This is a genomic window from Brevibacterium sp. LAARM3_SD1 (assembly GCF_057364765.1).
This window is the reverse complement of the sequence record NZ_JBNFOL010000019.1, coordinates 20,648-43,299: the sequence shown is the minus strand read 5'-3', so window position 1 is coordinate 43,299 and position 22,652 is coordinate 20,648. Positions and strand designations below refer to the sequence as shown.

Here is a 22,652-nt window from a genome sequence, read left to right as displayed (position 1 = left end):
GAAAGCTGAAACGTGTCCGATATCGAAGAAAAACCACGCCCTGGTTTGCGCTTCCTGTGGCTGACCATCATCACTGTGGTCCTCGCCGCAATCATCGCCGGAGGAGTCATCTGGTCCAACGCCACGACGACTCCGAAACTCGCTCTCGACCTTGAGGGCGGAACGTCGATCATTCTGGAACCGCAGGTGTCCGAGGGCACGGACATCAGCAAGGAGCAGCTCGATCAGGCCGTGGCGATCATCCGCCAGCGCGTCGACTCGACCGGTGTCTCCGAAGCCGAGATCACGACGCAGGGTGACCGCAACATCGTCGTGAACCTCCCGGGCAACCCCGACGAGGAGACGCGGAACCTCGTGCGTTCGTCGGCTCAGCTCGTGTTCCGTCGTGTGGCGCTGGTCGGTGACCCGCGTTCACAGGAGCAGATCCAGAAAGAGCAGGAGAAGAGCGGCGGCGAGGAGTCGGGTGGCGACGACGGGCTGAGCGACGAAGAGCGCAAACGCCTCGAGGACCTCACCGGCGCCGACTCGCAGGGCGACGCCCAGGGCGAGTCGCAGGCTCCCTCCGGCGGCGGCGATGTCGTCAAGGCCGGCGGAACGGCTGAGAAGAAGACCGATGAGTCGTCTGCGAAGACGAAGTCCTCGGAATCGGAGAGCAAGGACGCGGAGAAGTCCGGGAAGGGCAGCGGCTCGAGCGAGGGTTCGAAGGTCACCGACTCGACACCGCGGCCCCTCTTCGATCCCGAGAAGGATGCCGCCGAGTGGCAGACCGACAAGATCATCAAGGAATACTCGGAGCTCGACTGCACGAACAAGAAGAACCGGACGGGCGGCCAGCAGAAGCCCTCGGACGAACCGGTCGTCTCGTGCTCCGAAGACGGCCAGGCGAAGTACATCCTCGGGCCCGTCGAACTCTCCGGTGATCACCTCGCCGATGCCAACGCGGGCTATGCCGCGGGAGCCAACGGCGTGCAGACGAACAACCCTGCCGTCAACCTCTCCTTCGATGCGACCGGACGTGAGATCTTCAAGCAGATCACCTCGGACATCACCGGCAAGCAGCAGCCGTACAACCAGTTCGCGATCGAGCTCGACGGCCTCGTGCTCTCGGCTCCGTCATCGAACGCTGTCATCACCGACGGCAACGCCCAGATCACCGGCGACTTCTCCCTCGACGAGGCGCAGACTCTGGCCAATCAGCTCAAGAACGGTTCGCTGCCTCTGAGCTTCCAGGTCCAGAGCGAGGACCAGATCTCGCCGACCCTGGGATCGAACTACCTCAAGATCGGTCTGCTCACCGGACTCGTCGGGCTCCTCCTCGTCGTCGTCTACTCGCTGCTCCAGTATCGAGTCCTCGGCCTCGTCACCGTCTCGAGCCTCGTCGTCGCCGGTGTGCTCACGTATCTGCTGCTGTTGTTGGCATCGTGGAGATACGGCTACCGACTGTCCCTGGCAGGTGTCGCCGGTATCATCATCGGCATCGGCATGGCGGCGGACTCGTTCATCGTCTACTTCGAACGTGTGAGGGACGAACTGCGCAGCGGGCGCAATCTGCTCTCCGCCGTCGAGGTCGGCTGGGATCGAGCCAAGCGCACGATCTACGCCTCGAAGGCCGTGAACATGCTCGCCGCCGTCATCCTCTACATCCTGGCCGTCGGCTCGGTGCGAGGTTTCGCCTTCACCCTGGGTCTGACCGTGATCATCGACGTGCTCATCGTCTTCCTGTTCACCCACCCGATGCTGCAGCTCCTGTCCCGGACGAAGTTCTTCGGCGAAGGCCACCCGATGTCGGGCATGGATCCGCGACTGCTCGGGGTCAAACCCTCCGCTTACCGCGGAGCACTCAACCTGTCCATCGATGACAAGGACAAGACGCCCGAGGCGAAGCGCCGTGAGAAGGCGCGGATGCGCAAGGCCGGAATGACACCCGAGGACGGCTCCGAGACGCCCAACGCGGCAACGACCGGATCCGAATCGGACGAGACCTCGACGACGAAGAAGACCAAGGCCGCGAAGTCGAAGAGCGCGAAAGCGGCGAAGACCGCGACTGCGGCGGGCGGAATGACCATCGCAGAGCGGAAGGCCGCCGCTCGGCGAGCCGAGGACGATGATGCCGCCGACGACTCGGCGACTGACGATGGCAAGGAGGCTGACAAATGAAACGGTTCTTTGCCTGGGGCAACCGCCTGCACAGCGGCGAATCATCCATCCCCTTCGTGGGCAAGGCGAAGCTGTGGTTGGGCATCTCCGGCGTCCTCGTCCTCCTGTCCCTGCTCGTCCCGCTCATCTTCGGGTTCAACTTCGGCATCGCCTTCAAGGGCGGTTCGCAGTTCCAGGTCGACCACGTCACCGACACCTCGGCGGCGAAGGGCGAGGGCATCGTCAACGAGGTGGTCTCCGGATCCGAGCCGCGTCTGACGCCGACCAGCGACACGGCCGTTCAGATCGAGACGAACCAGCTCACAGATCCGCAGATGCAGGACGTCCGCGACGCCCTCGTCTCCGGGTACGACGTGAAGGTCGAAGACGTCACCTCGACGTTCGTCGGTCCCGAGTGGGGACAGGACGTGACGTCAAGATGATCCGTGCGCTCGTCATCTTCGTCGCCATCGCGCTCGTCGTCATGGCGCTGTACTTCCGAACCTGGAAGATGTCGTTGGCAGCGATCGTCGGACTCTTCGTCGTGATGATCGTGACCATGGGCATCTACTCGGCCACCGGCTTCGAAGTCACTCCGGAGGCCATCATCGGCTTCCTCACCGTGCTCAGCTTCTCGCTCTATGACACGGTGGTGGTCTTCGACAAGATCCGAGAGAACACGACCAGGTTCGAGGAGAAGCGGAACCTCAAGTTCTCCGAACTCGTCAACCTCGGCGTCAACCAGACGACCGTGCGTTCGATCAACACCTCGGTGGTGTCCGTGCTCCCGATCGCCTCGATCCTCTTCATCGGTGTGTTCCTGCTCGGCGCGGGAACGCTCGTCGATATCTCGCTGTCTCTGTTCATCGGTACTATAGTGGCAGCCGCTTCGACGCTGTTCGTCGCGAGCCCCCTCTATGCTCTCCTCCGCGCGAATGAACCGGCGGTCAAGGCACAGGAGGAGGCCGTGCGTGAACTACGCTTGAAGAACGGGGGAGCAGACGTCCCACCGGTGACACACGCCGAAGTCTGATTCCCGAGAGAGGAGATGTTGTGGCTTCGTCCGCTGAATCGCGCCGTCCGCGAGGCATCTCCCGCTTAGCCTGGTGGGCGGCCAGGGCGCAGAACAACCCTGGCTACCCGCGAGTGCTCGGCCCGATGATCCGAGCCCTGCAGTCGAACCATCCGAAGGCGGACATCGACCTCGTCGTCCGGGCCTACAAGGTTGCCGAGGAGGCACACCGCGGGCAGACCCGGAAATCCGGTGACGCCTATATCACCCATCCGATCGCAGTCGCGACGATCCTCGCCGAGATCGGCATGCTGCCGGTCACGCTCGCCGCCGCACTGCTGCACGACACCGTCGAAGACACCTCGTACTCACTCGAGGAGCTCACCGAGGAATTCGGACCCGAAGTCGCCGCGATGGTCGACGGGGTCACGAAGCTCGACAAGCTCACCTACGGGCAGGCCGCGCAGTCCGAGACCGTGCGCAAGATGATCGTGGCGATGGCCAAGGACATCCGCGTCCTCGTCATCAAGCTCGCCGACCGTCTCCACAACGCGCGCACCTGGCGATTCGTCCCGGCCTCGTCGAGTACGAAGAAGGCCCGCGAGACCCTCGACATCTTCGCCCCGCTGGCACACCGGCTGGGCATGAACACGATCAAATGGGAACTCGAAGACCTGTCCTTCCAGGTCCTCCATCCCAAGGTCTATGACGAAGTCGTCCGACTCGTCGCGGATCGGGCTCCCGAACGGGAGAAGTACCTGGCCACCGTCTCCGAAGAGCTCCAGGGCGAGCTCAAGGAATCCGGGATCGAAGCTTCCATCACCGGTCGCCCCAAGCACTACTACTCGATCTATCAGAAGATGGTCGTGCGCGGACACGAGTTCGCTGACATCTACGATCTCGTCGGAGTCCGCGTCCTCGTCGAATCCGTGCGCGAATGCTATGCCACCCTCGGCATCGTCCACGCCCGCTGGAACCCGGTTCCCGGACGGTTCAAGGACTATATCGCGATGCCGAAGTACAACATGTACCAGAGCCTGCACACCACGGTGATCGGGCCGGCCGGCAAACCCGTCGAGATCCAGATCCGGACCCACGAGATGGATCGGCGCGCAGAATTCGGCGTCGCCGCCCACTGGAAGTACAAGGACCTGGGCAAGTCCTCGAAGGCCGTGACCTCGAACACCGCACGGTCGGTCAAGGTCTCCGATGCCGGAGAAGTCGACGACGCCGCCTGGCTGCGTCAGCTGCTCGACTGGCAGCGTGAGGTCTCCGATCCCGACGAATTCCTCGACAGCCTCCGCTATGAGGTGAATTCGAAGGAGGTGTACGTCTTCACTCCCAAGGGCGAGGTGATGAGCCTGCCCTCCGGTGCCACCCCCATCGACTTCGCCTATGCCGTGCATACCGAGGTCGGACACAAGACCATGGGCGCCCGGGTCAACGGTCGTCTGGTCGCCTTGGACACGGAGCTGAAGAACGGCGATTCCGTCGAGGTCTTCACTTCGAAGGACGAGAACGCCGGACCAAGCCGCGACTGGCTCGGCTTCGTCAAGAGCCCGCGTGCGCGCAGCAAGATCCGCCAGTGGTTCTCGAAGGAGCGCCGCGAAGAGGCCATCGAGAACGGCCGCGAACAGCTCGCCCGAGCAATGCGCCGCCACTCGATCTCCGCGGCCTCACTGATGAGCCAGGAGGCTCTCCAAGTCGTCGCCACGGAGATGCGGCTGCCCGATGTCAGCGCCCTCTATGCCGCGATCGGCAACGGAGTGTCCTCGGCCCAGCACGTCGTCGACCTGCTGGCCAAGGAAGTCGGGGAGGACGACGATTCGGTCGTGCTGCCGCCGGAGCCGCGCAACCGCACCGGCCAGTCCTCGGGACACCATTCCTCGTCCGAAGGCGTCATCGTCAAAGGCGTCGACGATGTGCTCGTCAAGCTCGCCCGCTGCTGCACGCCGGTGCCGGGCGACGAGATCCTCGGCTTCGTCACCCGCGGCTCAGGTGTCTCCGTGCATCGAGTCGACTGCCCGAACGTGACCTCCCTCAAACGCGAACCCGAACGCATGGTCGAGGTGTCCTGGGGCGAGAAGACGAGCGGCATCTACCTCGTCCAGATCCAGGTCGAGGCTCTCGACCGGGCCGGTCTGCTCTCCGACATCACGAAGGTGCTCACCGAGACCCATGTGAACATCCTGTCCGCGTCGGTCGGCACCTCGCGGGCTCGTGTGGCGCAATCGAAGTTCGTCTTCGAGATGAGCGACGCCAGCCATCTGGACACGGTGCTCTCCGCCGTGCGCAAGGTCGAAGGGGTCTTCGACGTCTACCGCATCTCCGGCGGCTGATCCTCCCTGTCCAACACCGCACGCATCTGTGCGACGAACGGCCGTCGGGCCACCTCGGTGAGGTAGTCCCGGAGGCGATGGCGCAGACCGGTGGGGATCTCCGCGATGATTCCCCGCAGCGCGCGCGGCGACTCCGCGGTGCGGTACCGGAAGTGCGGGAAGAGCAGATCGTAGAGCGTGCGCTCCTCCGTGGTGATGGGCAGCCCGTCGATGAGGCACCAATCGTCGTCGGCCAGAGTCGTCTCATGGACGTCGAAACCGTCATCGGCGATCCATCGTCGTCGGGGCAGAGTGATGAAGTTCAGCGGAGCCGGAGCCCGGCCGAGACCGCGATGCACCCACCAGGCGCTGTCGTGCGAGAGTGCGAGGCCAGGCGGGATGAGCGAATGCAGGGCGGCCATGCGTTCCGCAGGGGAGAGGATCGCGCCTTTGCGCACCCAGGTCGATTCGGTCAGTCGGATGAGCAGGCCGTCGAGGGTGAGCTCGGTGAGCTGCTCGTACCCGAAGTCCCGCAGGTGAAACAACGCCTCCATACTCGAACTATCGTCGGGTACGGAGGCGTTGACAAGACTCCGGTGAGCGCCTGTGGACAGGCGCTGACTCGAACGTCAGAAGCTGTGGATGAGGACCGCGGCCTCAGTCGAGCTCTGCGGCGGTCTGTGCGAGCTGATCCCTCCAGGCGCGGCGGGCGTCAAGAGCCTCCTGCGCCTCGGCGACGGCTTTCTCATCGCCGCCGGACTTCGCGGTCTCGAGCTTCTTCTCGAGTTCGACGATCGATTCGTCGAGCTGGCTGAGAGCACCCGAGGTGCGGGCTTTCGTCTCCGGGTTGCTGCGCTGCCACTCGGCTTCCTCGGCATCGGCAAGTGCACGTTCGACATCGCGCAGTCCGTTCTCCATCCGGGACACATCGGCGCGAGGGACCTTTCCGGCGTCCTCCCACACGTCCTGGATGGTGCGCAGCTCGCGCTTGGCAGCCACCGGATCCGTGATCGGCAGCAGCGCCTGAGCCTTCTTCAGCAGCTCCTCCTTGACGACGAGGTTGCCCTTGAACTCCTCGTCCAGGGCAGCGTTCTCCGCATCGCGGGCGGAGAAGAACACGTCCTGTGCGGCGCGGAAGCGCGCCCACAGCGCGTCATCGTCCTTGCGGGACGCACGCGGCGCGCGCTTCCACTGGCTCATCAGGTCCTTGTACTTCTGGGACACGGTGCGGAAATCGGTCGAGGCCGACAGCGACTCCGCTTCGGCGACGATCTTCTCCTTGATCCTCTTGCCCTCGGCATTGACCTTGTCGAGCTCGGCGAAGAACTCCTTGCGCTTGTGCTCGAAGGTGTTGCGAGCCTGCGAGAACCGGCCCCACAGCTCCTGATCGACGGCACGCGGCAGACGCGGACCGCTGCGCTGCATGTCCTTCCACTGGGCGAAGAGCTCACGCAGGCGGGTACCCGACTGCTTCCACTGGATCTTCGACGGGTCCTGTTTGGCCAGGGTCTCGGCCTCGACGACGAGTGTCTCACGGTCCTCGGCGGCGGCCAGCTTCGCTGCTTGGGCGCGAGCGGCCTGGCGGGACTCCGTGGCCTCGGCATCGGAGATGAGGGTGTCGAGCGTGGCGCTCAGTCCCTTGAGATCACCGACGACGTTGGCCTCCGGCAGAGTCTCCTGCAGCGACTTCGCCGCAGAGACGACCTCTCGACCGGGCGCACCGGCGGAGAGGCGATTGCGCAGCAGCACCGCGTTCTCGGCGAGTTCGACGTACTTCTTCGCGAAGTACTCGAGCGCTTCGTCGGGGGTGGCATCCGGGTACTGACCGACGGCCCGCTCGCCGTCGGGAGTGGTGACGAACACATTGCCGTCCGCATCGGCACGACCATGAGTCACCGCGCGAGCCACCTCGGCGTCGTGGTCGATATGGCTGGCATTGACCACCTGTGCGGCCTGCGGACGCGGCAGCGACGACGGACGGGGGGTCGGCTTCGGTGTCGGGGTCGACATGGTTCTCACCTTGTTTCCATCGGTCGAACCGGCGGGTCATTCCACCCGCCGATCACTCGATTGTGGGATAGACGTTATCCCAGCATAACCATCGGCACGCGTGTAGATAGACTTTGCACATGGATGTGTTCTCGACCAACGCCGAATTCCTCGACGTCAACTGCTATGCCGTGCGTGCAGACGGACGCGATGCCTGCATTCTCATCGACTCCGGATACGACTGTGCCCCCGGACTCGAGAAGCTGCTGGACGAGGAGGGACTCAAACCGCAGGCGATCTTCCTCACCCACGGTCATCCCGACCATATTCTGGGCCTTAACAATGTGCTCGCGCGCTGGAACCTGCCCGTCCACCTCGGCGCCGCGGACCGGTACCGTCTGGACTCCCCGGCGACGACGCTCAATCCGCAGTTCGCGGCGATGCTCGCCCCGCTCGTGCAGGACTGGAACGCGCCCGAAGCCGTCGACATCACCGACGGGCAGAGCTTCGAGATCGCCGGGCTGACCATCACCGCGGTCGCCGCTCCCGGCCATACCGAAGGGTCGATGCTCCTGCGCGTCGTCGACGGCGCGGAAGAAGTCATCTTCACCGGCGACGTCGTCTTCGCCGGAGCCATCGGCCGCGTCGACCTGCCCGGGGGAGACCCGCAGGCGATGCAGGAGTCGCTGCGGACATTCGCCGCGCTCCCGGACGTGCCGATCTATCCTGGACACGGTCCGGCCTCCCGCGTGAGCACGGAACTCGCGACGAACCCGTTCTTCTGACGCCTCCGCGACTGCCCCCACTCGTTTCAGACATCACACGACACACACCACAAGACACAACGGTGCCGCACGGCATCGCAACAGCACCCAAAGCAAGGAGCACCATGGCGAAGTCAGCCCGTCTGTCCGGATTCCCGGAACGGCTTCCGGCCGAACGCGTGATCGAGAAGGCCATCATCGACACGCTGGAACACACCTTCGCCCTGCACGGGTTCTCCGCCCTCAACCACCGCGCCGTCGAACCGATCAGCCAGCTGGCCAAGGACGGAGAGATCGACAAGGAGATCTTCGCCGTCTCCCGCCTCCACTCGGAGGGCGCAGAACGCAACCCGCTCGGACTCCACTTCGACCTCACGGTGCCACTGGCCCGCTATATCGCCGACAACGCGAACGACCTGAGCTTCCCGTTCAAGGCCGCCCGCGTCCAGCCCGTCTGGCGCGGCGAACGCCCACAGGCGGGCCGCTACCGGGAGTTCATCCAGGCCGATATCGATGTCATCGCCGACGGTGAGCTGCCCGGACACTTCGAGGTCGAAATCCCCTTGGCCGTGGCCGATGCGTTCTCCCGGCTCGCCCCGCTCGGCGTGCCCGGAATCAGGATCGTCGTCAACGACCGCAGGCTGCTCGAAGGCTTCGCCCGCGGAATCGGACTGACGAACATCCAAGCCGTGCTCCGCTGCCTCGACAAATACGACAAGATCGGCCCTGTTGAGGTCGGCAGACTGCTCGCCGCCGAAGCCGGCGCCGATGAGGAACAGCAGCGTCTGTGCCTCGAACTCGCCGCCATCGAATCCGACTCCCCGGACTTCGCCGATCAGGTGCGTGCCCTCGGTGTCGAGCACCCCCTGCTCGATGCGGGACTCGAATCGCTGACGACGCTCCTGACAGCCGCTGCCGAACGCGCTCCGGGAGTCGTCGTCGCCCAGCTCAAGATCGCCCGTGGCCTCGACTACTACACGGGAGCGGTCTACGAGACCCAGCTGATCGGCCACGAAGAGCTCGGCTCCGTGTCCTCCGGTGGTCGCTACGACTCGCTCGTCACGGTGGGCAAGAAGAACTATCCCGGGGTGGGCATGTCCATCGGCGTCTCCCGCCTCATGGCGTTCATCCTCGGCGAGGACTCGCAGATCCGTGCCACCCGCGGCACCCCCTCGGCCGTCGTCATCGCCGTCACCGAGGAGGCCCGACGGGCTGATGCCGACGCCGTGGCCGCGACGCTGAGGTCCCGGGACATCCCGTGCGAAGTCTCGCCGAACGCTGCGAAGTTCGGCAAGCAGATCCGCTACGCGGAACGCCGCGACATCCCGTTCGTCTGGTTCACCGACGGTGAGTCCGGCCACGAGGTCAAGGACATCCGCTCGGGAGAGCAGACGACAGCGGATCCGGACACCTGGACTCCGGCAGACGAGGACCTCTGGCCCCGCGTGTACCGGAGCTGAGCGCAGGGCGACTATCATTGTTCACGCGCTAGACCACAACATCACAAAGGAGCCCTAGGTGCTGCGAAGCCACGAAGCCGGAAGCCTGCGAGCCGCGAACGCAGGAGAAACCGTCACCCTCACCGGGTGGGTCGATCGTCGTCGCGATCACGGAGGTGTCGCCTTCATCGATCTGCGTGACGCTTCGGGAATCGTGCAGGTCGTCGTCCGGGAGGACGATGCCCACCAGCTGCGCAACGAAACCGTCGTCAAGGCCACGGGCACCGTGTCGGTCCGCCCCGAGGGCAACACGAACCCGAACCTGCCCACCGGCGAGATCGAGGTCATCGACACCACCGTCGAGGTGCTCTCCGAAGCGGCGGCCCTGCCGTTCCAGGTCTCCGACCATGCCGAGGACTCCGGAGCCGTGGGCGAGGAGACCCGCCTGCGCTACCGGTACCTCGACCTGCGCCGTTCGGGCCCGGCCAAGACGATCCGCCTGCGCTCCGATGTCAACAAGGCCGCACGGTCCGTCCTCGACACCCACAGTTTCGTCGAGGTCGAGACCCCGACCCTGACGAAGTCCACTCCGGAAGGTGCCCGTGACTTCCTCGTCCCGGCCCGCCTCAAGCCCGGTTCCTGGTACGCCCTGCCGCAGTCGCCGCAGCTGTTCAAGCAGCTGCTCCAGGTCGCCGGCATGGAACGCTACTACCAGATCGCGCGCTGCTACCGCGATGAGGACTTCCGCGCCGACCGCCAGCCCGAGTTCACTCAGCTCGACATCGAAGCCTCCTTCGTCGAGCAGGAGGACATCATCGCCCTGGCCGAAGAGATCCTCACCGCGCTGTGGAAGCTCATCGGATACGACATCACCACGCCGATCCCGCACATCACCTACCACGAGGCGATGGAGCGCTACGGTTCGGACAAGCCGGACCTGCGCTTCGGACTCGAACTGCACAATCTCACCGAGTTCTTCCAGGACACGCCGTTCCGCGTCTTCCAGTCGCCTTATGTCGGCTCCGTCGTCTATCCCGGCGGCGGATCGCTGCCGCGTCGTCAGCTCGACGGCTGGCAGGACTGGGCCAAGCAGCGCGGGGCGAAGGGTCTGGCCTATGTGCTCATCGGCGAAGACGGAACCCTGTCCGGTCCGGTGGCCAAGAACATCTCCGATGAGGAGAAGGCAGGACTCGCCGAGGCGGCCGGTGCACAGCCGGGCGACGCGATCTTCTTCGCCGCCGGTGAGGCGAACTCCTCCCGCGCCCTCCTCGGCGCCGCCCGCAACGAGATCGCGGCCCGCACCGGCCTGATCAAGGACGGCGACTGGGCCTTCGTGTGGGTCGTCGACGCGCCCCTGTTCGAGTCGGCCGCCGAGGCTCAGGCAGCCGGCGACGTCGCCGTCGGCGGCGGAGCGTGGACGGCCGTCCACCACGCCTTCACCGCACCGAAGCCCGAATTCCTCGACACCCTCGAAGAGGATCCGGGTGCCGCTCTGGCCTACGCCTACGACATCGTGTGCAACGGCAACGAGATCGGCGGAGGATCGATCCGCATCCACCGCAAGGATGTGCAGGAGCGCGTCTTCAAGATCATGGGCATCTCCGAAGAAGAAGCCGAGGAGAAGTTCGGCTTCCTCCTCGAAGCCTTCAAATTCGGTGCACCTCCGCACGGCGGCATCGCCTTCGGCTGGGACCGCATCGTGTCCCTGCTGGCCGGGGTCGACTCGATCCGTGAGGTCATCGCCTTCCCGAAGTCCGGCGGCGGATTCGACCCGCTGACGCAGGCACCGGCCCCGATCACCGACGCCCAGCGTGCCGAGGCGGAGTCGACTTCGAACCGGAAGACGACGCGCCGAGGCTGATGAGCCAAGAACCCAATCTGTTCTCCGACGGCCCGGACCAGGATCCGCCTGGTCCGGGCTTCGCCGGTTCCTCCGGGGCCTCCTCGGGCCGTGCTCTGGACCCGCTTGCGGTGCGGATGCGTCCGCGGACCCTCGACGAGGTCGTCGGCCAGGAGCACCTGACCTTCCCGGGTTCCCCGCTCAACCAGCTCGTCGAAGCCAGCGGGGGAGACCGGGCGGGAGCCTCCTCGGTGATCCTGTGGGGTCCGCCCGGAGTCGGGAAGACCACGCTGGCCCATGTCATCTCCCATGCCCCGGGCCGCACCTTCGTCGAACTCTCCGCCATCACCGCGGGCGTCAAGGACGTGCGCCAGGTGATCGAGAACGCCCGCCGGGAACGGGAGATGTACTCACGCACGACAGTCCTGTTCCTCGACGAGATCCACCGCTTCTCCAAGGCTCAGCAGGATGCCCTGCTGCCGGCCGTGGAGAATCGGCTCGTCGTGCTCGTGGCCGCAACCACGGAGAACCCGTCGTTCTCCGTCATCTCGCCTCTGCTGTCGCGGTCGCTCATGCTCACCCTGCGTCCTCTCGACGACGAGGCGGTCGGCAATCTGCTCGACCGCGCCGTCGAATCCGATCGCGGGCTGACCGGACAGTTCACCCTCACCGAGGAGGCCCGGAACTTCATCGTCCGCATCGCCGGAGCCGACGCCCGCCGGTCGCTGACCGTCCTCGAAGCCGCCGCCGGAATCGCCGCCGCCCAGACCGAGGAGACCGGCGACGAGCCGATCTCGATCACCGAATCCGCCTGCGCCGAGGCGAGCAGCGAGACCGTTCTGCGCTACGACAAGAACGGCGACCAGCACTACGACGTGGTCTCCGCGTTCATCAAATCCATCCGCGGGTCCGATGTCGACGCGGCCCTGCACTATCTCGCGCGGATGATCGTCGCCGGAGAGGACCCACGCTTCATCGCCCGCCGAGTCGTCATCTCCGCGGCGGAGGACATCGGCATGGCCGACCCGCAGGCGCTGCCGATCGCCGTGGCCGCCTCGACCGCGGTTGCCAACATCGGCATGCCCGAAGGACGGATCCCCCTCGCCGAGGCGGTCACCTACCTCGCGCTGGCCCCGAAGTCGAATGCCAGCTACCGGGCCCTGGACGCCGCGATCGCCGATGTGAAGAACGGGCTCGCCGGCGAGGTGCCGATGCATCTGCGCGACGCCCACTATCCGGGGGCGAAGGAACTCGGCCACGGTGAGGGCTACAAATACTCGCACGACTATCCGCACGGGGTCGCCGATCAGGATTACCTGCCGGAGTCGCTGCGTGGGAAGGCCTACTATTCTCCGACGGGCAACGGAATGGAACGCAGCATGTCCGAGAGGCTCGAGAACCTCAGGCGGCTGCTGCGACCGGAGAACTGATCAGCCAACCGGGGGCAGAAGGCCCTTCTGAGCTGCGACCAGACGGGCGACGAGCAGACACGGATCGACGATTTCGCCGCGGCGGACCAACTCGTCGAAATCCCCGACCGACATGTCGACGGCACGAACGACCTCCCGAGGGTCTTCTGTGATCTTCGTGCCCGGCAATGTGTGGGTGCAGAAATAGAGATGGGTCGGATAGGCGTGCCTGCCTTGGTTCTGGCTGAACGTGTATACATGGGTGAGATCGGCCGGTCGGAGTCCGAGCTCTTCTTCATATTCTCGACAAGCCGCCGCAACGGGTGTCTCACCTGGCTCGACGCCGCCTCCGGGAAGCTCGAAGATCCAGCGACCGAGACCATATCGGAGGCTCGCTGCGGGCATCCATCGGACCTTGGCGCTCACCGAGTTTCGGGTCGATGGAGTCGTCACTCATCCAGTTCCAGCTTCGCTCGGTGAATCAGTTCAAGGGCCGTACGCAGTGCTCCGACTCGCTTCGTCATCAGAGTCGTCCTCGACTGGCTGAGAGTAGAGCCCTGGAGAACTGCTTCGCACTTGCGCAGGAGAGAATTCAGTTCAATCTCTGCGCTGTCCAATTCGGCAGTGTCCATGGCACCCATCTTCACACAATCATCCTCCATAAGAACCTTCGAACGGACCGCCCTCCTTGTCCTCAGCGGGGAAACTTTCGCCTCCCAGGTCGAAAGCTGTACTTTTGACATAGTTGAGCAGCGACGGCGCCCGCTGTGAGAGCTGCTGATCGGGGAGGACGGCATGGCAGACATCGTCATCACGATCGCCGCCGCGCTGGCGCTGGGACTCATCGCCCATGAGCTGCGCATCCCGCCGTTGGTCGGATTCCTCGCGGCCGGATTCCTCCTGCACGTCTTCGGCTTCACCGCCTTCGCGGGACTGCAGCAGGTATCGGACATCGGAGTTGTCCTGCTGCTGTTCACGATCGGACTGAAATTCGATCTGCGCTCCCTTCTCCAGCCCGAAGCCCACGGCACTGCCGCGCTGCACATGGTCACGGTGGTCCTCCTCGGTGCCGGGACGATCGGAGCGGCCGCCGCCATCGGCATCGTCAGTGTCGGCGGGGGACTGGGCACCTTGGCGCTGCTCGGCTTCGCCCTCTCGTTCTCCTCCACGGTGCTCGTGGTCAAGGTGCTCGAAGACCGCTCCGACGACGGGTCGTACTACGGCCAGATCGCCATCGCGATCCTCGTCCTCCAGGACCTCGCTGCGGTGGCCTTCATCACGATCGCAGGCGAAGAGCCCCCGAGCCCATGGGCCTTCGCGCTCGTTCTGATCGTCCCGGCCGTCTGGGTGCTGCGACGGATCCTCGACCGCGTCGGACGCGGTGAGCTGCTCGTCCTCTTCGGCGTCGTCATGGCCTTGGGGCCCGGCTATGTCGCCTTCGAATCAGTCGGCATCCACGGCGACCTCGGAGCGCTGGTGCTCGGACTTCTCTTCTCCACCCACCCGCGAGCCGTGGAGATGTCGAAGTCGCTGTTCAGCGTCAAAGAGCTCTTCCTCGTCGGGTTCTTCGTCGTCATCGGCCTCCAAGCGGTCCCCACCTGGTCGGATCTGCTCATGGCGCTGGCCCTGTGCGTCGTGCTGCTGCCGTTCAACTTCGTGAGCTTCTACCTCATGGGTCGGCTCTTCGGCCTGCGCAACCGCACCAGCGTGCGCACCAGCCTGGCCCTGAGCAACTTCTCCGAATTCGCACTCATCGTCGTCGCGGTCGGAGTCGACAACGGACTCTTCGAGGACAACTGGCTGACGATCACCGCCCTCGCTGTGGCACTGGGGATGATCGGCTCCTCCCTGGCGAACGCCTACAGCCTCCAGATCGTCGCGAAGCTCGACGCGATCCTGCCGGATGAGAACGAGAGCCGGCTGCGGGTGGGCGACCGGCCGCTCGACACCGGAGATGCGGAGGTCGTCGTCCTCGGCATGGGCCGCATCGGTCGCGGAGCCTACGAGCGCTTCGTCGAACGCGGCGACCGCAGCGTCATCGGCATCGACAACGACCACACAGTCATCGAAGCCCTGCACGCCGACGAGTTCACAGTGCTCGAAGGCGACGCCACCGACCACGAATTCTGGCACCGCCTCGTCGTCGGAGGCAGCGCCCACACCGTCGTTCTCGCCATGGCGCTGCACGACTCGAACACCTTCGCTCTCGAACAGCTGCGCATCGCCGGCTTCCCCGGGACCATCGCCGCGGTCGTCCAGCGCCCCGATCAGGCCGAGCACTTCGCCCGTGCAGGGGTCCACGCGGTGATCAACATCTACAGCGGTTCCGGAGCGGCCGTGGCCGATGCCGCCATCGACAGCCACGAAGACGGCTGCCGGCAGTGACCGACGGAGAAGGCTGCCGGCAGTGACCGACGGAGAAGGCTGCCGGCAGTGACCGAAGTGAGCGCGGACCGCTCGATCGCCCGGGGCGCGCCGTCCGAATGAAGTCGGGAAGATCACAGCCGGGGAGGCGCCGCTCCGCTTTGCGGCGGTCGACATGGACCCGGTAAGATAGACAGCTGTTGTGCCTGCAACCTAAAGGCGGTCGGTGCGAGCGGATCTCGACGCTCAATCCCTCTTTCCCATCCGGGGAAACAACAGTCGCGTTCGGGGCGAGAACCTGATGGGCCCACCGCGGCAGAACACATTGATGAAAGGTAATACAGTGCCAGCACCAGCACGTAATCGCCGCATGACGCGCCTCTCGCGCGCCCTCGGCATTGCTCTGACACCCAAGGCCGAGAAGTACTTCGAGCGTCGTCCGTACCCTCCGGGTGAGCACGGCCGCGCCCGTCGTCGCAACGACAGCGACTACTCGGTCCGCCTCAAGGAGAAGCAGCGTCTGCGCGCGCAGTACGGCATCCGTGAGGCCCAGATGCTCAAGACCTACAAGGAAGCCAACCGTCTGCCCGGCCTGACCGGTGAGACCATGGTCGAGCTCCTCGAATCGCGTCTCGACGCCCTCGTCCTGCGTTCGGGCTTCGCCCGCACCATGGCCCAGGCCCGTCAGTTCGTCGTCCACCGTCACATCACGGTCGACGGACAGCGCGTGGACCGTCCCTCCTTCCGCGTGAAGGAAGGCCAGACCATCCAGGTGCACGAGCGCTCGGCTTCGATGGATCCGTTCCAGGTCGCCGCCGCCGGTGGTCACAAGGACGTCCTGCCCGCGACGCCGGGCTACCTCAACGTGAACCTCGAGGGCCTGCAGGCAACCCTGCTGCGCGCCCCGAAGCGCGAAGAGGTGCCGATCACCTGTGACGTTCAGCTCGTCGTCGAGTTCTACTCGCGCTGATCTGCTGAACACAGCGCATCGCGCCACCACGACTGCCCGGGACCGCTTGGTTCCGGGCAGTCGTGCATTCAATTCGCGGGAGTCCGCTGAACCGCGCAGGTGGCAACTGGTTCGGCTGCGGCCCACTTTAAGGTGAGCAGCACTGTTTCAAACAGGGGCTATTCACCCAAAAGTGGGCCGTTCGGTCGAAACTTGGTGGAGCGCGCGCCGCGCGGGAGGAAGCGGTCCGCCGAGTGGAGTGGGAGCTACGGACTCGCGAAGCGGTCGACTTCGACGGCCCCGGCACGCCGCGCCATCTCGCATATTGCGACTGAGCCATTAAACTGGTCCCTGGTAAGTGCGGATACGCACGAGTAAGTGTCGCGTCGGGCTCATCAGCCGGGCGACGCACAGGCAATATCTGAAAGGCCTTGGATTGAAGACGGCAGAGATCAAGCAGCGCTGGTTGGACTACTTCGAAGCGAACGGGCACACCGTGGTCCCCTCGGCGTCGGTGATCAGCTCCGATCCGTCCATCCTGTTCAACATCGCAGGCATGGTCCAGTTCATTCCGTACCTGACCGGCCGCGAACCCGCACCGTTCAACCGTGCCACCAGCGTCCAGAAGTGCGTCCGCACCGGAGACATCGAAGAGGTCGGCAAGACGACCCGCCACGGCACGTTCTTCCAGATGAACGGCAACTTCTCCTTCGGCGACTACTTCAAGCGCGACGCCATCAAGTTCGCCTGGGGACTGCTGACGAACCCCGTCGCCGAGGGTGGACTGGGCTTCGCTCCGGAACTGCTGTGGGCAACCGTGCATGAGGACGATGCCGAGACCATCGACATGTGGCTCGAAGAGACCTCCATTCCCCGTGAGCGCATCCAGCTGCGCGACAACGAAGACAACTTCTGGCACACCGGGCAGCCCGGCCCCGGCGGCTACTGCTCCGAGATCTACTTCGACCGCGGCCCCGCCTACGGCGTCGAGGGCGGACCCGTGGCGGACGAAGACCGCTACATCGAGATCTGGAACCTCGTGTTCATGGAGTTCGAACTCTCCGAGGTCCGCTCGAAGGTCGACTTCGACATCGCCGGCGACCTGCCCGCGAAGAACATCGACACCGGCATGGGTCTCGAACGCGTCGCCTTCCTGCTCCAGGGCGTGGAGAACATGTACGAGATCGACGAGGTCTTCCCCGTCATCGAGGCCGCCAGTCGTCTGGCCGGTCGGAAATACGGCGAGGACGAGCACGCCGATGTGCAGCTGCGCGTAGTCGCCGACCATGTCCGTTCGGCGCTGATCATCATCGGCGACGGAGTCCGCCCCGGCAATGAGGGCCGCGGCTACATCCTCCGACGTCTGCTCCGCCGCGCCGTGCGCGCCATGCGCCTGCTCGGCGTCAAGGAAGAGGTCCTGCCGGAGCTGCTGCCCGTGTCCATGCAGGCCATGAAGCTGTCCTACCCGGAACTCGAAACCGACTTCGACCGGATCTCCCGAGTCGCGTTCGCCGAGGAGAAGGCGTTCCTGCGCACCCTCGAATCCGGCACCCAGCTGTTCACCACTGCCGCGCAGTCGCTGAGCGGCGAGAACAAGACCATCAGCGGCGACATCGCCTTCGCCCTCCACGACACCCATGGGTTCCCCATCGACCTCACGCTTGAGATGGCCTCCGAAGCCGGACTGAACGTCGACGAATCCGGATTCCGCGCACTGATGAGTGAACAGCGCACCCGCGCCAAAGCCGATGCTAAGGCGAAGAAGGGCGGCGGCCACACCGACCTGTCGGCCTATTCGGCACTGCTCGAGGAAGGCACCAGCGAATTCGTCGGCTATGACCGCCTCGAGGCGGATTCCCGGGTCCGCGGAATCGTTTCCGACGGTGTCGCCGCCGAGGTGCTCACCACCGGCCAGAGCGGTGATGTCGTCCTCGACCTGACTCCGTTCTATGCGGAGTCCGGCGGCCAGCGTGCCGATGTCGGCCTCATCTCCGGCCATGGCTTCACCGCCCGCGTCACCGACGTGCAGAACCCGGTCAAGGGCCTGCCCGCCCACCGGGTCGAGGTCATCGACGGAGAGCTGCGCGTCGGCGACGAAGTGCTCGCCGCCGTCGACCACGACCACCGGTTCCAAGGTGCACAGGCGCACACCGCCACCCACCTCGTCCACGCCGCGCTGCGCGAGATCCTCGGCAGCCACGCCGTGCAGGCCGGCTCGCTCAACCAGCCCGGATACATGCGCTTCGACTACTCGTTCCCCGAAGCCCCGAGCACCCAGATGCGGTCCGAGATCGAAGAGGTGGCGAACCTCGCAGTGCGCTCGAACTACGAAGTCGGCACCGAATACATGTCCTTCGACGACGCAAAGAAGTCCGGTGCCATGGCGCTCTTCGGCGAGAAGTACCCGAACGTCGTGCGCGTCGTCGACATCGGCGGGCCCTTCTCCCGCGAACTCTGCGGCGGCACCCACGTCGGAGCTTCCGCCGAGGTCGGTCCCATCTCCGTGCTCTCCGAAGCCTCCGTCGGCTCCGGAGTCCGACGCATCGAAGCCGCGGTCGGCATGGACGCGTTCCGGTCCCTGGCCGCAGAACGGACCATCGTGTCTTCGCTCTCGGAGATGCTCAAAGTCCCCGGTACCGATGTCACATCGCGCGTGTCCGACCTGATGAGCCGTCTCAAGGACGCAGAGAAGGAGATCGCCCGCCTCAATGCTCAGCAGCTGCTGGCCTCGGCCGGGAAGTTCCTCGACGAGGCGCAGACCGTGGGCCAGACGCTGTTCGTGCAGGCCGAGCTCGGCGATATCGCCAATGCCGGAGACATCCGGACCCTGGTCACCGACCTGCGCAACCGCGTCGCCGACCGCCAGGCGGTGATCGTCGGCATCGGAGTGAGCAGCGGAAAGCCTGTCGTCGTCATCGCCACCACCGAGGCGGCCCGCACCGCCGGACTGCAGGCCGGCAAACTCGTATCGTTGGCCTGCGGTGAACTCGGCGGCGGAGGCGGCGGCAAGCCCGACCTCGCCCAGGGTGGGGGCAGCAACCCCGCGGCGATCCCGTCTGCCATTGCGGCGGTCAAGGCAGCCATCCAGTGAGTTTCCGCCGAGGTCGCCGGCTGGGTCTCGACATCGGTTCCGTGCGGATCGGTGTCGCCTCCAGCGATCCCGACGGGATTCTGGCCACCCCGCTCACCGTCGTCCGTCGCAGCGACGAACCGGCGGCACTGAAGCAGCTGCGGGAGATCGTCGACGAATACGAACCCATCGAACTCCTGGTGGGGGACCCGAAGTCCCTCGACGGAGCCGCCCGGGCCGCAGCCACCTCGGCGTTGGAATTCGCCCGCCGGATCGCCGCGGCGACCGGCACCTCGATTCGTCTCGTCGACGAACGCTTCACCACGGTCGAGGCCCACCATGCCCTCGCCGCGGCCGGGAAGTCATCGCGTCAGCGACGCGAGATCGTCGATGCCCAAGCCGCCGTGATCATCCTCCAGAACGCCCTCGAGTACGAACACAACACCGGTGTTCCCGCCGGTCGTGAGATGCCCGACGAGGAGAACGACGTATGAGCCCCATCACCGAAGAGTTCTCGTCCGACGAAGGACTCACCCGCGCAGAAGTCCGTGCGAAGAAGCGGCGCAGAATGATGCGCCGGCGACGGACGACGACGATCGTGATCATCTGCATCCTCGTCTTCGGCATCGGAGGATTCTTCGGTGTGCGCGCGGCCGGGGGAGTCTTCGACGACCTGTTCGGACCCAAAGGCGACTATGAGGGCCAGGGCACGAACGAGGTCTCGATCGAGATCGCTCCCGGCTCGTCGGCCCGCACCGTCGCCAACCAGCTCGTCGAATCCGGAGTGATCATGAACTCCGAACCCTTCCTCGATGAGATCGAACGCCGTGACGCGACCATCCAGGCAGGAACCTGGACGATGCGGGAGAAGATGAGCTCGAAGGCCGCGGTCGAAGCGCTCATCAACCCCATCGCCCCGCCGAAGATCACGGTTGCCGAAGGCAAGCAGGTCGAAGAGATCAAGTCGATCATGATCGAATCCGGGATGAACGCGGATGAGGTCGACAAGGCCATCGACGACAAGACCCCGAAGGACTACGGACTCGAGATCGACGCTCCGAGCCTCGAAGGCTACCTGTACCCGGCGACCTACGACCTCAACAAGCAGAAGACTGCCGAGGATATCGTCCAGGAGATGGTCGACAAGACCGAGACCGAAATCGACGAACTGGGAATCGAGAGCAAAGACGCCAACCGCATCCTCACCTTGGCCAGCCTCGTGGAGAAGGAATCCCCGGGCGACCCCGAGGTGCGTTCGAAGGTGGCGAGGTCCTTCCTCAACCGCATCTCCGACGAATCGCAGACGGGAGGACTCCTCCAATCGGATGCGACCGTGGCTTATATCCACGGTGCCCGCTCCGACCTGACGACGACGAAGAAGGAACGCCAGTCCGACTCGCCGTACAACACGTACAAGAAGAAGGGGCTGCCTCCCGGACCCATCAACTCGCCGAGCCAGGGAGCCGTCGAGGCGGCGCTCGAACCCGCCGACGGCGATTGGCAGTTCTTCGTCGCAACGAACCCGGACACGGGCGAGACGAAGTTCGCCGACAACTACGAGGACCACAAGAAGAACGTCGAGATCTACCGCAAGTGGCTGCGCGAGCACAGCAAGGAGAACGGATAGCCGGTGAGGATCCTCGCTGCAGTGCTCGGTTCGCCGATCGCACATTCGAAATCCCCGCTGCTCCACCGCGCCGCCTTCGCAGCACTGAATATGGAGTCCAGCGAGTACTCCCGGTTCGAACTCGGCTCGGAAGAGCTCGAGGGATTCCTCGACTCCCACCCCGAGCACGTCGGGTTCTCGCTGACGATGCCGCTGAAGGACCGACTCGTCGCCCTCGCAGGCGTTCGCGGGTGGACCGTTGACGAGACGGCCACACTGACGGCGGCCGGCAACACGCTAGTCCGCGGCAGCCGTGAGGTGCAGGTGGCGAACACCGACGTGCGCGGCATCGTGCGCGCCATCGCCCCGCACATGGAATCCGTCCCGTACGCGGCCCACGGTGCGGGAACCGGCAGTGCGGGAGCCCGACGGGCGACGATCCTCGGTGCCGGGGCCACGGCCGCCTCGGCGCTCGTGGCCTGCCGTGATCTCGGGATCGCTCATGTCGACTTCCGCGTCCGCAATCCCGACCGTGCACGCCGGGTCCTCGACCTGGCCGAGCGGATCGGACTGACCTCCTCAGTGGGGGATCTGACCCGGATCGGCCCGTCGGCGATCGTCATCTCCACCCTGCCCGCCGAGGCGGCCCCGAACCCGATCTGGGAGACGCCGGTTCCCGGTGGGGTCGCCCTCGACGTCGCCTACGCCGCAGAGTCGGCGTTCCTCACCGCAGCCGCAGCACACGGCCTGCACCCCGTCGACGGCACGGCGATGCTCGTCGAACAGGCCGTCGCTCAGTTCGAGATGTTCCTCGCCGCCGCCCAGGCCGACGACGCAGGGACGACGGAGAACCTGCCGACGATCGAGAACCTGCCGACCGGACAAGAACTGACCTCTCGGGTCGCTGCAGCCATGTACGCAGCACTCGAAGGCCCGCCCGCCCGGGCTCGGGACTGAACCGGAGCTCGCGATGGATGCCGGAGTGCTGCACGGAATGACCATCGGCGTGACGGTTCTGGCCGCCCTGGCCTGCGGCCTCATCCTCGCCGCAACCCCACGGGTCTGGCTCAACGACTCCGCACACCTGCAGCAGTGGCAGGCCTCCAGATGGGCTCGCGGACCGGGACCGATCGTGGCGGGTCTCATCATCGCCGCAGTCGCCGCCGTCGTCTTCACCCTCGCAGTGCTCGCTCCGCTGGAAACAGGATGGAGTGCGTATGCGCCGCTGAGTAAAGAGACGTTCGCCCCGGATCAGCCGAACTCGGCCGATCGCATCGTCTCCGCCCTGCTGCTGGGCCTCGTCTCCGGAGCGACTCCATTCCTCGTCACCGCGGACGTCAGCGTCCGCAGACTGCCCGATCGGATCGTCATCCCCCTGACGGTGGTCGCCCTGGGGCTCATCATCACCGGCTCCGTACTCGGAGAGTTGTCGATGTGGTTCTCGTCATTCTTCGCCGGAGTCCTCGCCCTCGCCTTCTTCGCCGCACTGCACCTGGTGGGCCGAGTGCTGCGGGCGCGGACGATGGGTCTCGGGGACGTCAAGCTCGCGTTCATCGTCTTCGCCGTCGCCGGTCTCTTCGACCTGTGGGCACCGACCCTCGTTCTTGTGGTGGTGATGCTCATCGCTGGCGTCTGGGCGCTCATCGGTGCGGTGCGCGCCGGTCGGGTCCGCGGGGTGACCATCGCCTTCGGACCCGCCATGCTTTCCGGCATGTGGCTCGGGTGCCTGTTCGCCCCAATACTTTTGTAGAATCGG

Annotated in this window: 16 protein-coding genes and 1 pseudogene; 14 read left to right on the top strand and 3 right to left on the bottom strand. The window is 65.4% G+C overall.

Annotation, left to right across the window (positions count from 1 at the left end; genetic code table 11):
* The first annotated feature begins 12 nt into the window (after nucleotides 1–12).
* The 3 genes and pseudogenes from secD to AC2W7L_RS11655 all read left to right on the top strand — a co-directional run bounded on the left by secD (nucleotide 13) and on the right by AC2W7L_RS11655 (nucleotide 5,487).
* Nucleotides 13–2,157 carry a protein translocase subunit SecD gene (gene secD, locus AC2W7L_RS11665; protein ID WP_486004600.1) on the top strand — a complete coding sequence of 715 codons (2,145 nt, stop codon included), beginning with the start codon at nucleotides 13–15 and terminating at the stop codon, nucleotides 2,155–2,157.
* Nucleotides 2,154–3,169: pseudogene (gene secF / locus AC2W7L_RS11660) on the top strand (protein translocase subunit SecF). Before secD ends, secF begins: the two are co-directional and overlap by 4 nt.
* Nucleotides 3,170–3,189: 20 nt before the next feature.
* Nucleotides 3,190–5,487 (top strand): RelA/SpoT family protein, encoded by a 2,298-nt coding sequence (locus tag AC2W7L_RS11655; RefSeq protein WP_486004599.1) that lies wholly within the window; start codon nucleotides 3,190–3,192, stop codon nucleotides 5,485–5,487.
* On the opposite strand, the gene AC2W7L_RS11650 is transcribed toward AC2W7L_RS11655, so the two are convergent.
* Nucleotides 5,466–6,020: a hypothetical protein gene (locus AC2W7L_RS11650; RefSeq protein WP_442329670.1), complete on the bottom strand. Its 555-nt coding sequence runs from the start codon at nucleotides 6,018–6,020 to the stop codon at nucleotides 5,466–5,468. The two genes, AC2W7L_RS11655 and AC2W7L_RS11650, sit on opposite strands and share 22 nt — an antisense overlap.
* 103 nt (nucleotides 6,021–6,123) lie before the next feature.
* Nucleotides 6,124–7,476: a DUF349 domain-containing protein gene (locus AC2W7L_RS11645; protein ID WP_486004598.1), complete on the bottom strand. Its 1,353-nt coding sequence runs from the start codon at nucleotides 7,474–7,476 to the stop codon at nucleotides 6,124–6,126.
* 119 nt (nucleotides 7,477–7,595) lie between these two features.
* On the opposite strand from AC2W7L_RS11645, the gene AC2W7L_RS11640 reads away from it, so the two are divergent.
* From AC2W7L_RS11640 to AC2W7L_RS11625, 4 genes are all read left to right on the top strand, one after another.
* On the top strand, nucleotides 7,596–8,240 hold the full coding sequence (locus AC2W7L_RS11640; protein WP_486004597.1) for an MBL fold metallo-hydrolase: 645 nt from the start codon (nucleotides 7,596–7,598) through the stop codon (nucleotides 8,238–8,240).
* Between the two features lie 104 nt (nucleotides 8,241–8,344).
* Nucleotides 8,345–9,679: a histidine--tRNA ligase gene (gene hisS, locus AC2W7L_RS11635; protein WP_486004596.1), complete on the top strand. Its 1,335-nt coding sequence runs from the start codon at nucleotides 8,345–8,347 to the stop codon at nucleotides 9,677–9,679.
* Between the two features lie 58 nt (nucleotides 9,680–9,737).
* Nucleotides 9,738–11,519 (top strand): aspartate--tRNA ligase, encoded by a 1,782-nt coding sequence (gene aspS, locus AC2W7L_RS11630; protein ID WP_486004595.1) that lies wholly within the window; start codon nucleotides 9,738–9,740, stop codon nucleotides 11,517–11,519.
* Nucleotides 11,519–12,928 (top strand): replication-associated recombination protein A, encoded by a 1,410-nt coding sequence (locus AC2W7L_RS11625; RefSeq protein WP_486004594.1) that lies wholly within the window; start codon nucleotides 11,519–11,521, stop codon nucleotides 12,926–12,928. Before aspS ends, AC2W7L_RS11625 begins: the two co-directional genes overlap by 1 nt.
* Here AC2W7L_RS11625 and AC2W7L_RS11620 read toward each other — a convergent pair whose 3' ends face one another.
* Nucleotides 12,929–13,312 (bottom strand): NUDIX hydrolase, encoded by a 384-nt coding sequence (locus tag AC2W7L_RS11620; RefSeq protein ID WP_486004593.1) that lies wholly within the window; start codon nucleotides 13,310–13,312, stop codon nucleotides 12,929–12,931. It lies immediately after the preceding gene.
* Between the two features lie 390 nt (nucleotides 13,313–13,702).
* Here AC2W7L_RS11620 and AC2W7L_RS11615 point away from each other — a divergent pair, with 390 nt between their 5' ends.
* From AC2W7L_RS11615 to AC2W7L_RS11585, 7 genes are all read left to right on the top strand, one after another.
* On the top strand, nucleotides 13,703–15,292 hold the full coding sequence (locus tag AC2W7L_RS11615; protein WP_486004592.1) for a cation:proton antiporter domain-containing protein: 1,590 nt from the start codon (nucleotides 13,703–13,705) through the stop codon (nucleotides 15,290–15,292).
* A gap of 307 nt (nucleotides 15,293–15,599) precedes the next feature.
* Complete coding sequence (gene rpsD / locus AC2W7L_RS11610) at nucleotides 15,600–16,241, top strand: 30S ribosomal protein S4 (RefSeq protein WP_407645272.1); 642 nt, start codon at nucleotides 15,600–15,602, stop codon at nucleotides 16,239–16,241.
* A gap of 415 nt (nucleotides 16,242–16,656) precedes the next feature.
* Nucleotides 16,657–19,311 carry an alanine--tRNA ligase gene (gene alaS, locus AC2W7L_RS11605; protein WP_486004591.1) on the top strand — a complete coding sequence of 885 codons (2,655 nt, stop codon included), beginning with the start codon at nucleotides 16,657–16,659 and terminating at the stop codon, nucleotides 19,309–19,311.
* Entirely contained in the window at nucleotides 19,308–19,784 is a 477-nt protein-coding gene (ruvX, locus tag AC2W7L_RS11600) for a Holliday junction resolvase RuvX (RefSeq protein ID WP_486004590.1), read from the top strand. The genes alaS and ruvX overlap by 4 nt, the downstream gene beginning before the upstream one ends.
* A complete protein-coding gene (gene mltG / locus AC2W7L_RS11595) occupies nucleotides 19,781–20,917 on the top strand; it encodes an endolytic transglycosylase MltG (protein ID WP_486004589.1) in 1,137 nt (378 codons plus the stop codon). Before ruvX ends, mltG begins: the two co-directional genes overlap by 4 nt.
* A 3-nt stretch (nucleotides 20,918–20,920) precedes the next feature.
* Nucleotides 20,921–21,853, top strand: a complete 933-nt coding sequence (locus AC2W7L_RS11590; protein WP_486004588.1) for a shikimate dehydrogenase family protein — start codon at nucleotides 20,921–20,923, stop codon at nucleotides 21,851–21,853.
* Nucleotides 21,854–21,866: 13 nt separating this feature from the next.
* On the top strand, nucleotides 21,867–22,646 hold the full coding sequence (locus AC2W7L_RS11585; protein WP_486004587.1) for a prepilin peptidase: 780 nt from the start codon (nucleotides 21,867–21,869) through the stop codon (nucleotides 22,644–22,646).
* Nucleotides 22,647–22,652: the final 6 nt, after the last annotated feature.

What these genes read in the sequence shown, in the direction of transcription:
- AC2W7L_RS11620 (WP_486004593.1), bottom strand. Translation starts at nt 13,312, where the DNA reads ATGCCCGCAGCGAGCCTCCGATATGGTCTCGGTCGCTGGATCTTCGAG.
- AC2W7L_RS11625 (WP_486004594.1), top strand. Translation starts at nt 11,519, where the DNA reads ATGAGCCAAGAACCCAATCTGTTCTCCGACGGCCCGGACCAGGATCCG.
- AC2W7L_RS11640 (WP_486004597.1), top strand. Translation starts at nt 7,596, where the DNA reads ATGGATGTGTTCTCGACCAACGCCGAATTCCTCGACGTCAACTGCTAT.
- AC2W7L_RS11615 (WP_486004592.1), top strand. Translation starts at nt 13,703, where the DNA reads ATGGCAGACATCGTCATCACGATCGCCGCCGCGCTGGCGCTGGGACTC.
- rpsD (WP_407645272.1), top strand. Translation starts at nt 15,600, where the DNA reads ATGAAAGGTAATACAGTGCCAGCACCAGCACGTAATCGCCGCATGACG.
- mltG (WP_486004589.1), top strand. Translation starts at nt 19,781, where the DNA reads ATGAGCCCCATCACCGAAGAGTTCTCGTCCGACGAAGGACTCACCCGC.
- AC2W7L_RS11585 (WP_486004587.1), top strand. Translation starts at nt 21,867, where the DNA reads ATGGATGCCGGAGTGCTGCACGGAATGACCATCGGCGTGACGGTTCTG.
- hisS (WP_486004596.1), top strand. Translation starts at nt 8,345, where the DNA reads ATGGCGAAGTCAGCCCGTCTGTCCGGATTCCCGGAACGGCTTCCGGCC.
- AC2W7L_RS11650 (WP_442329670.1), bottom strand. Translation starts at nt 6,020, where the DNA reads ATGGAGGCGTTGTTTCACCTGCGGGACTTCGGGTACGAGCAGCTCACC.
- AC2W7L_RS11645 (WP_486004598.1), bottom strand. Translation starts at nt 7,476, where the DNA reads ATGTCGACCCCGACACCGAAGCCGACCCCCCGTCCGTCGTCGCTGCCG.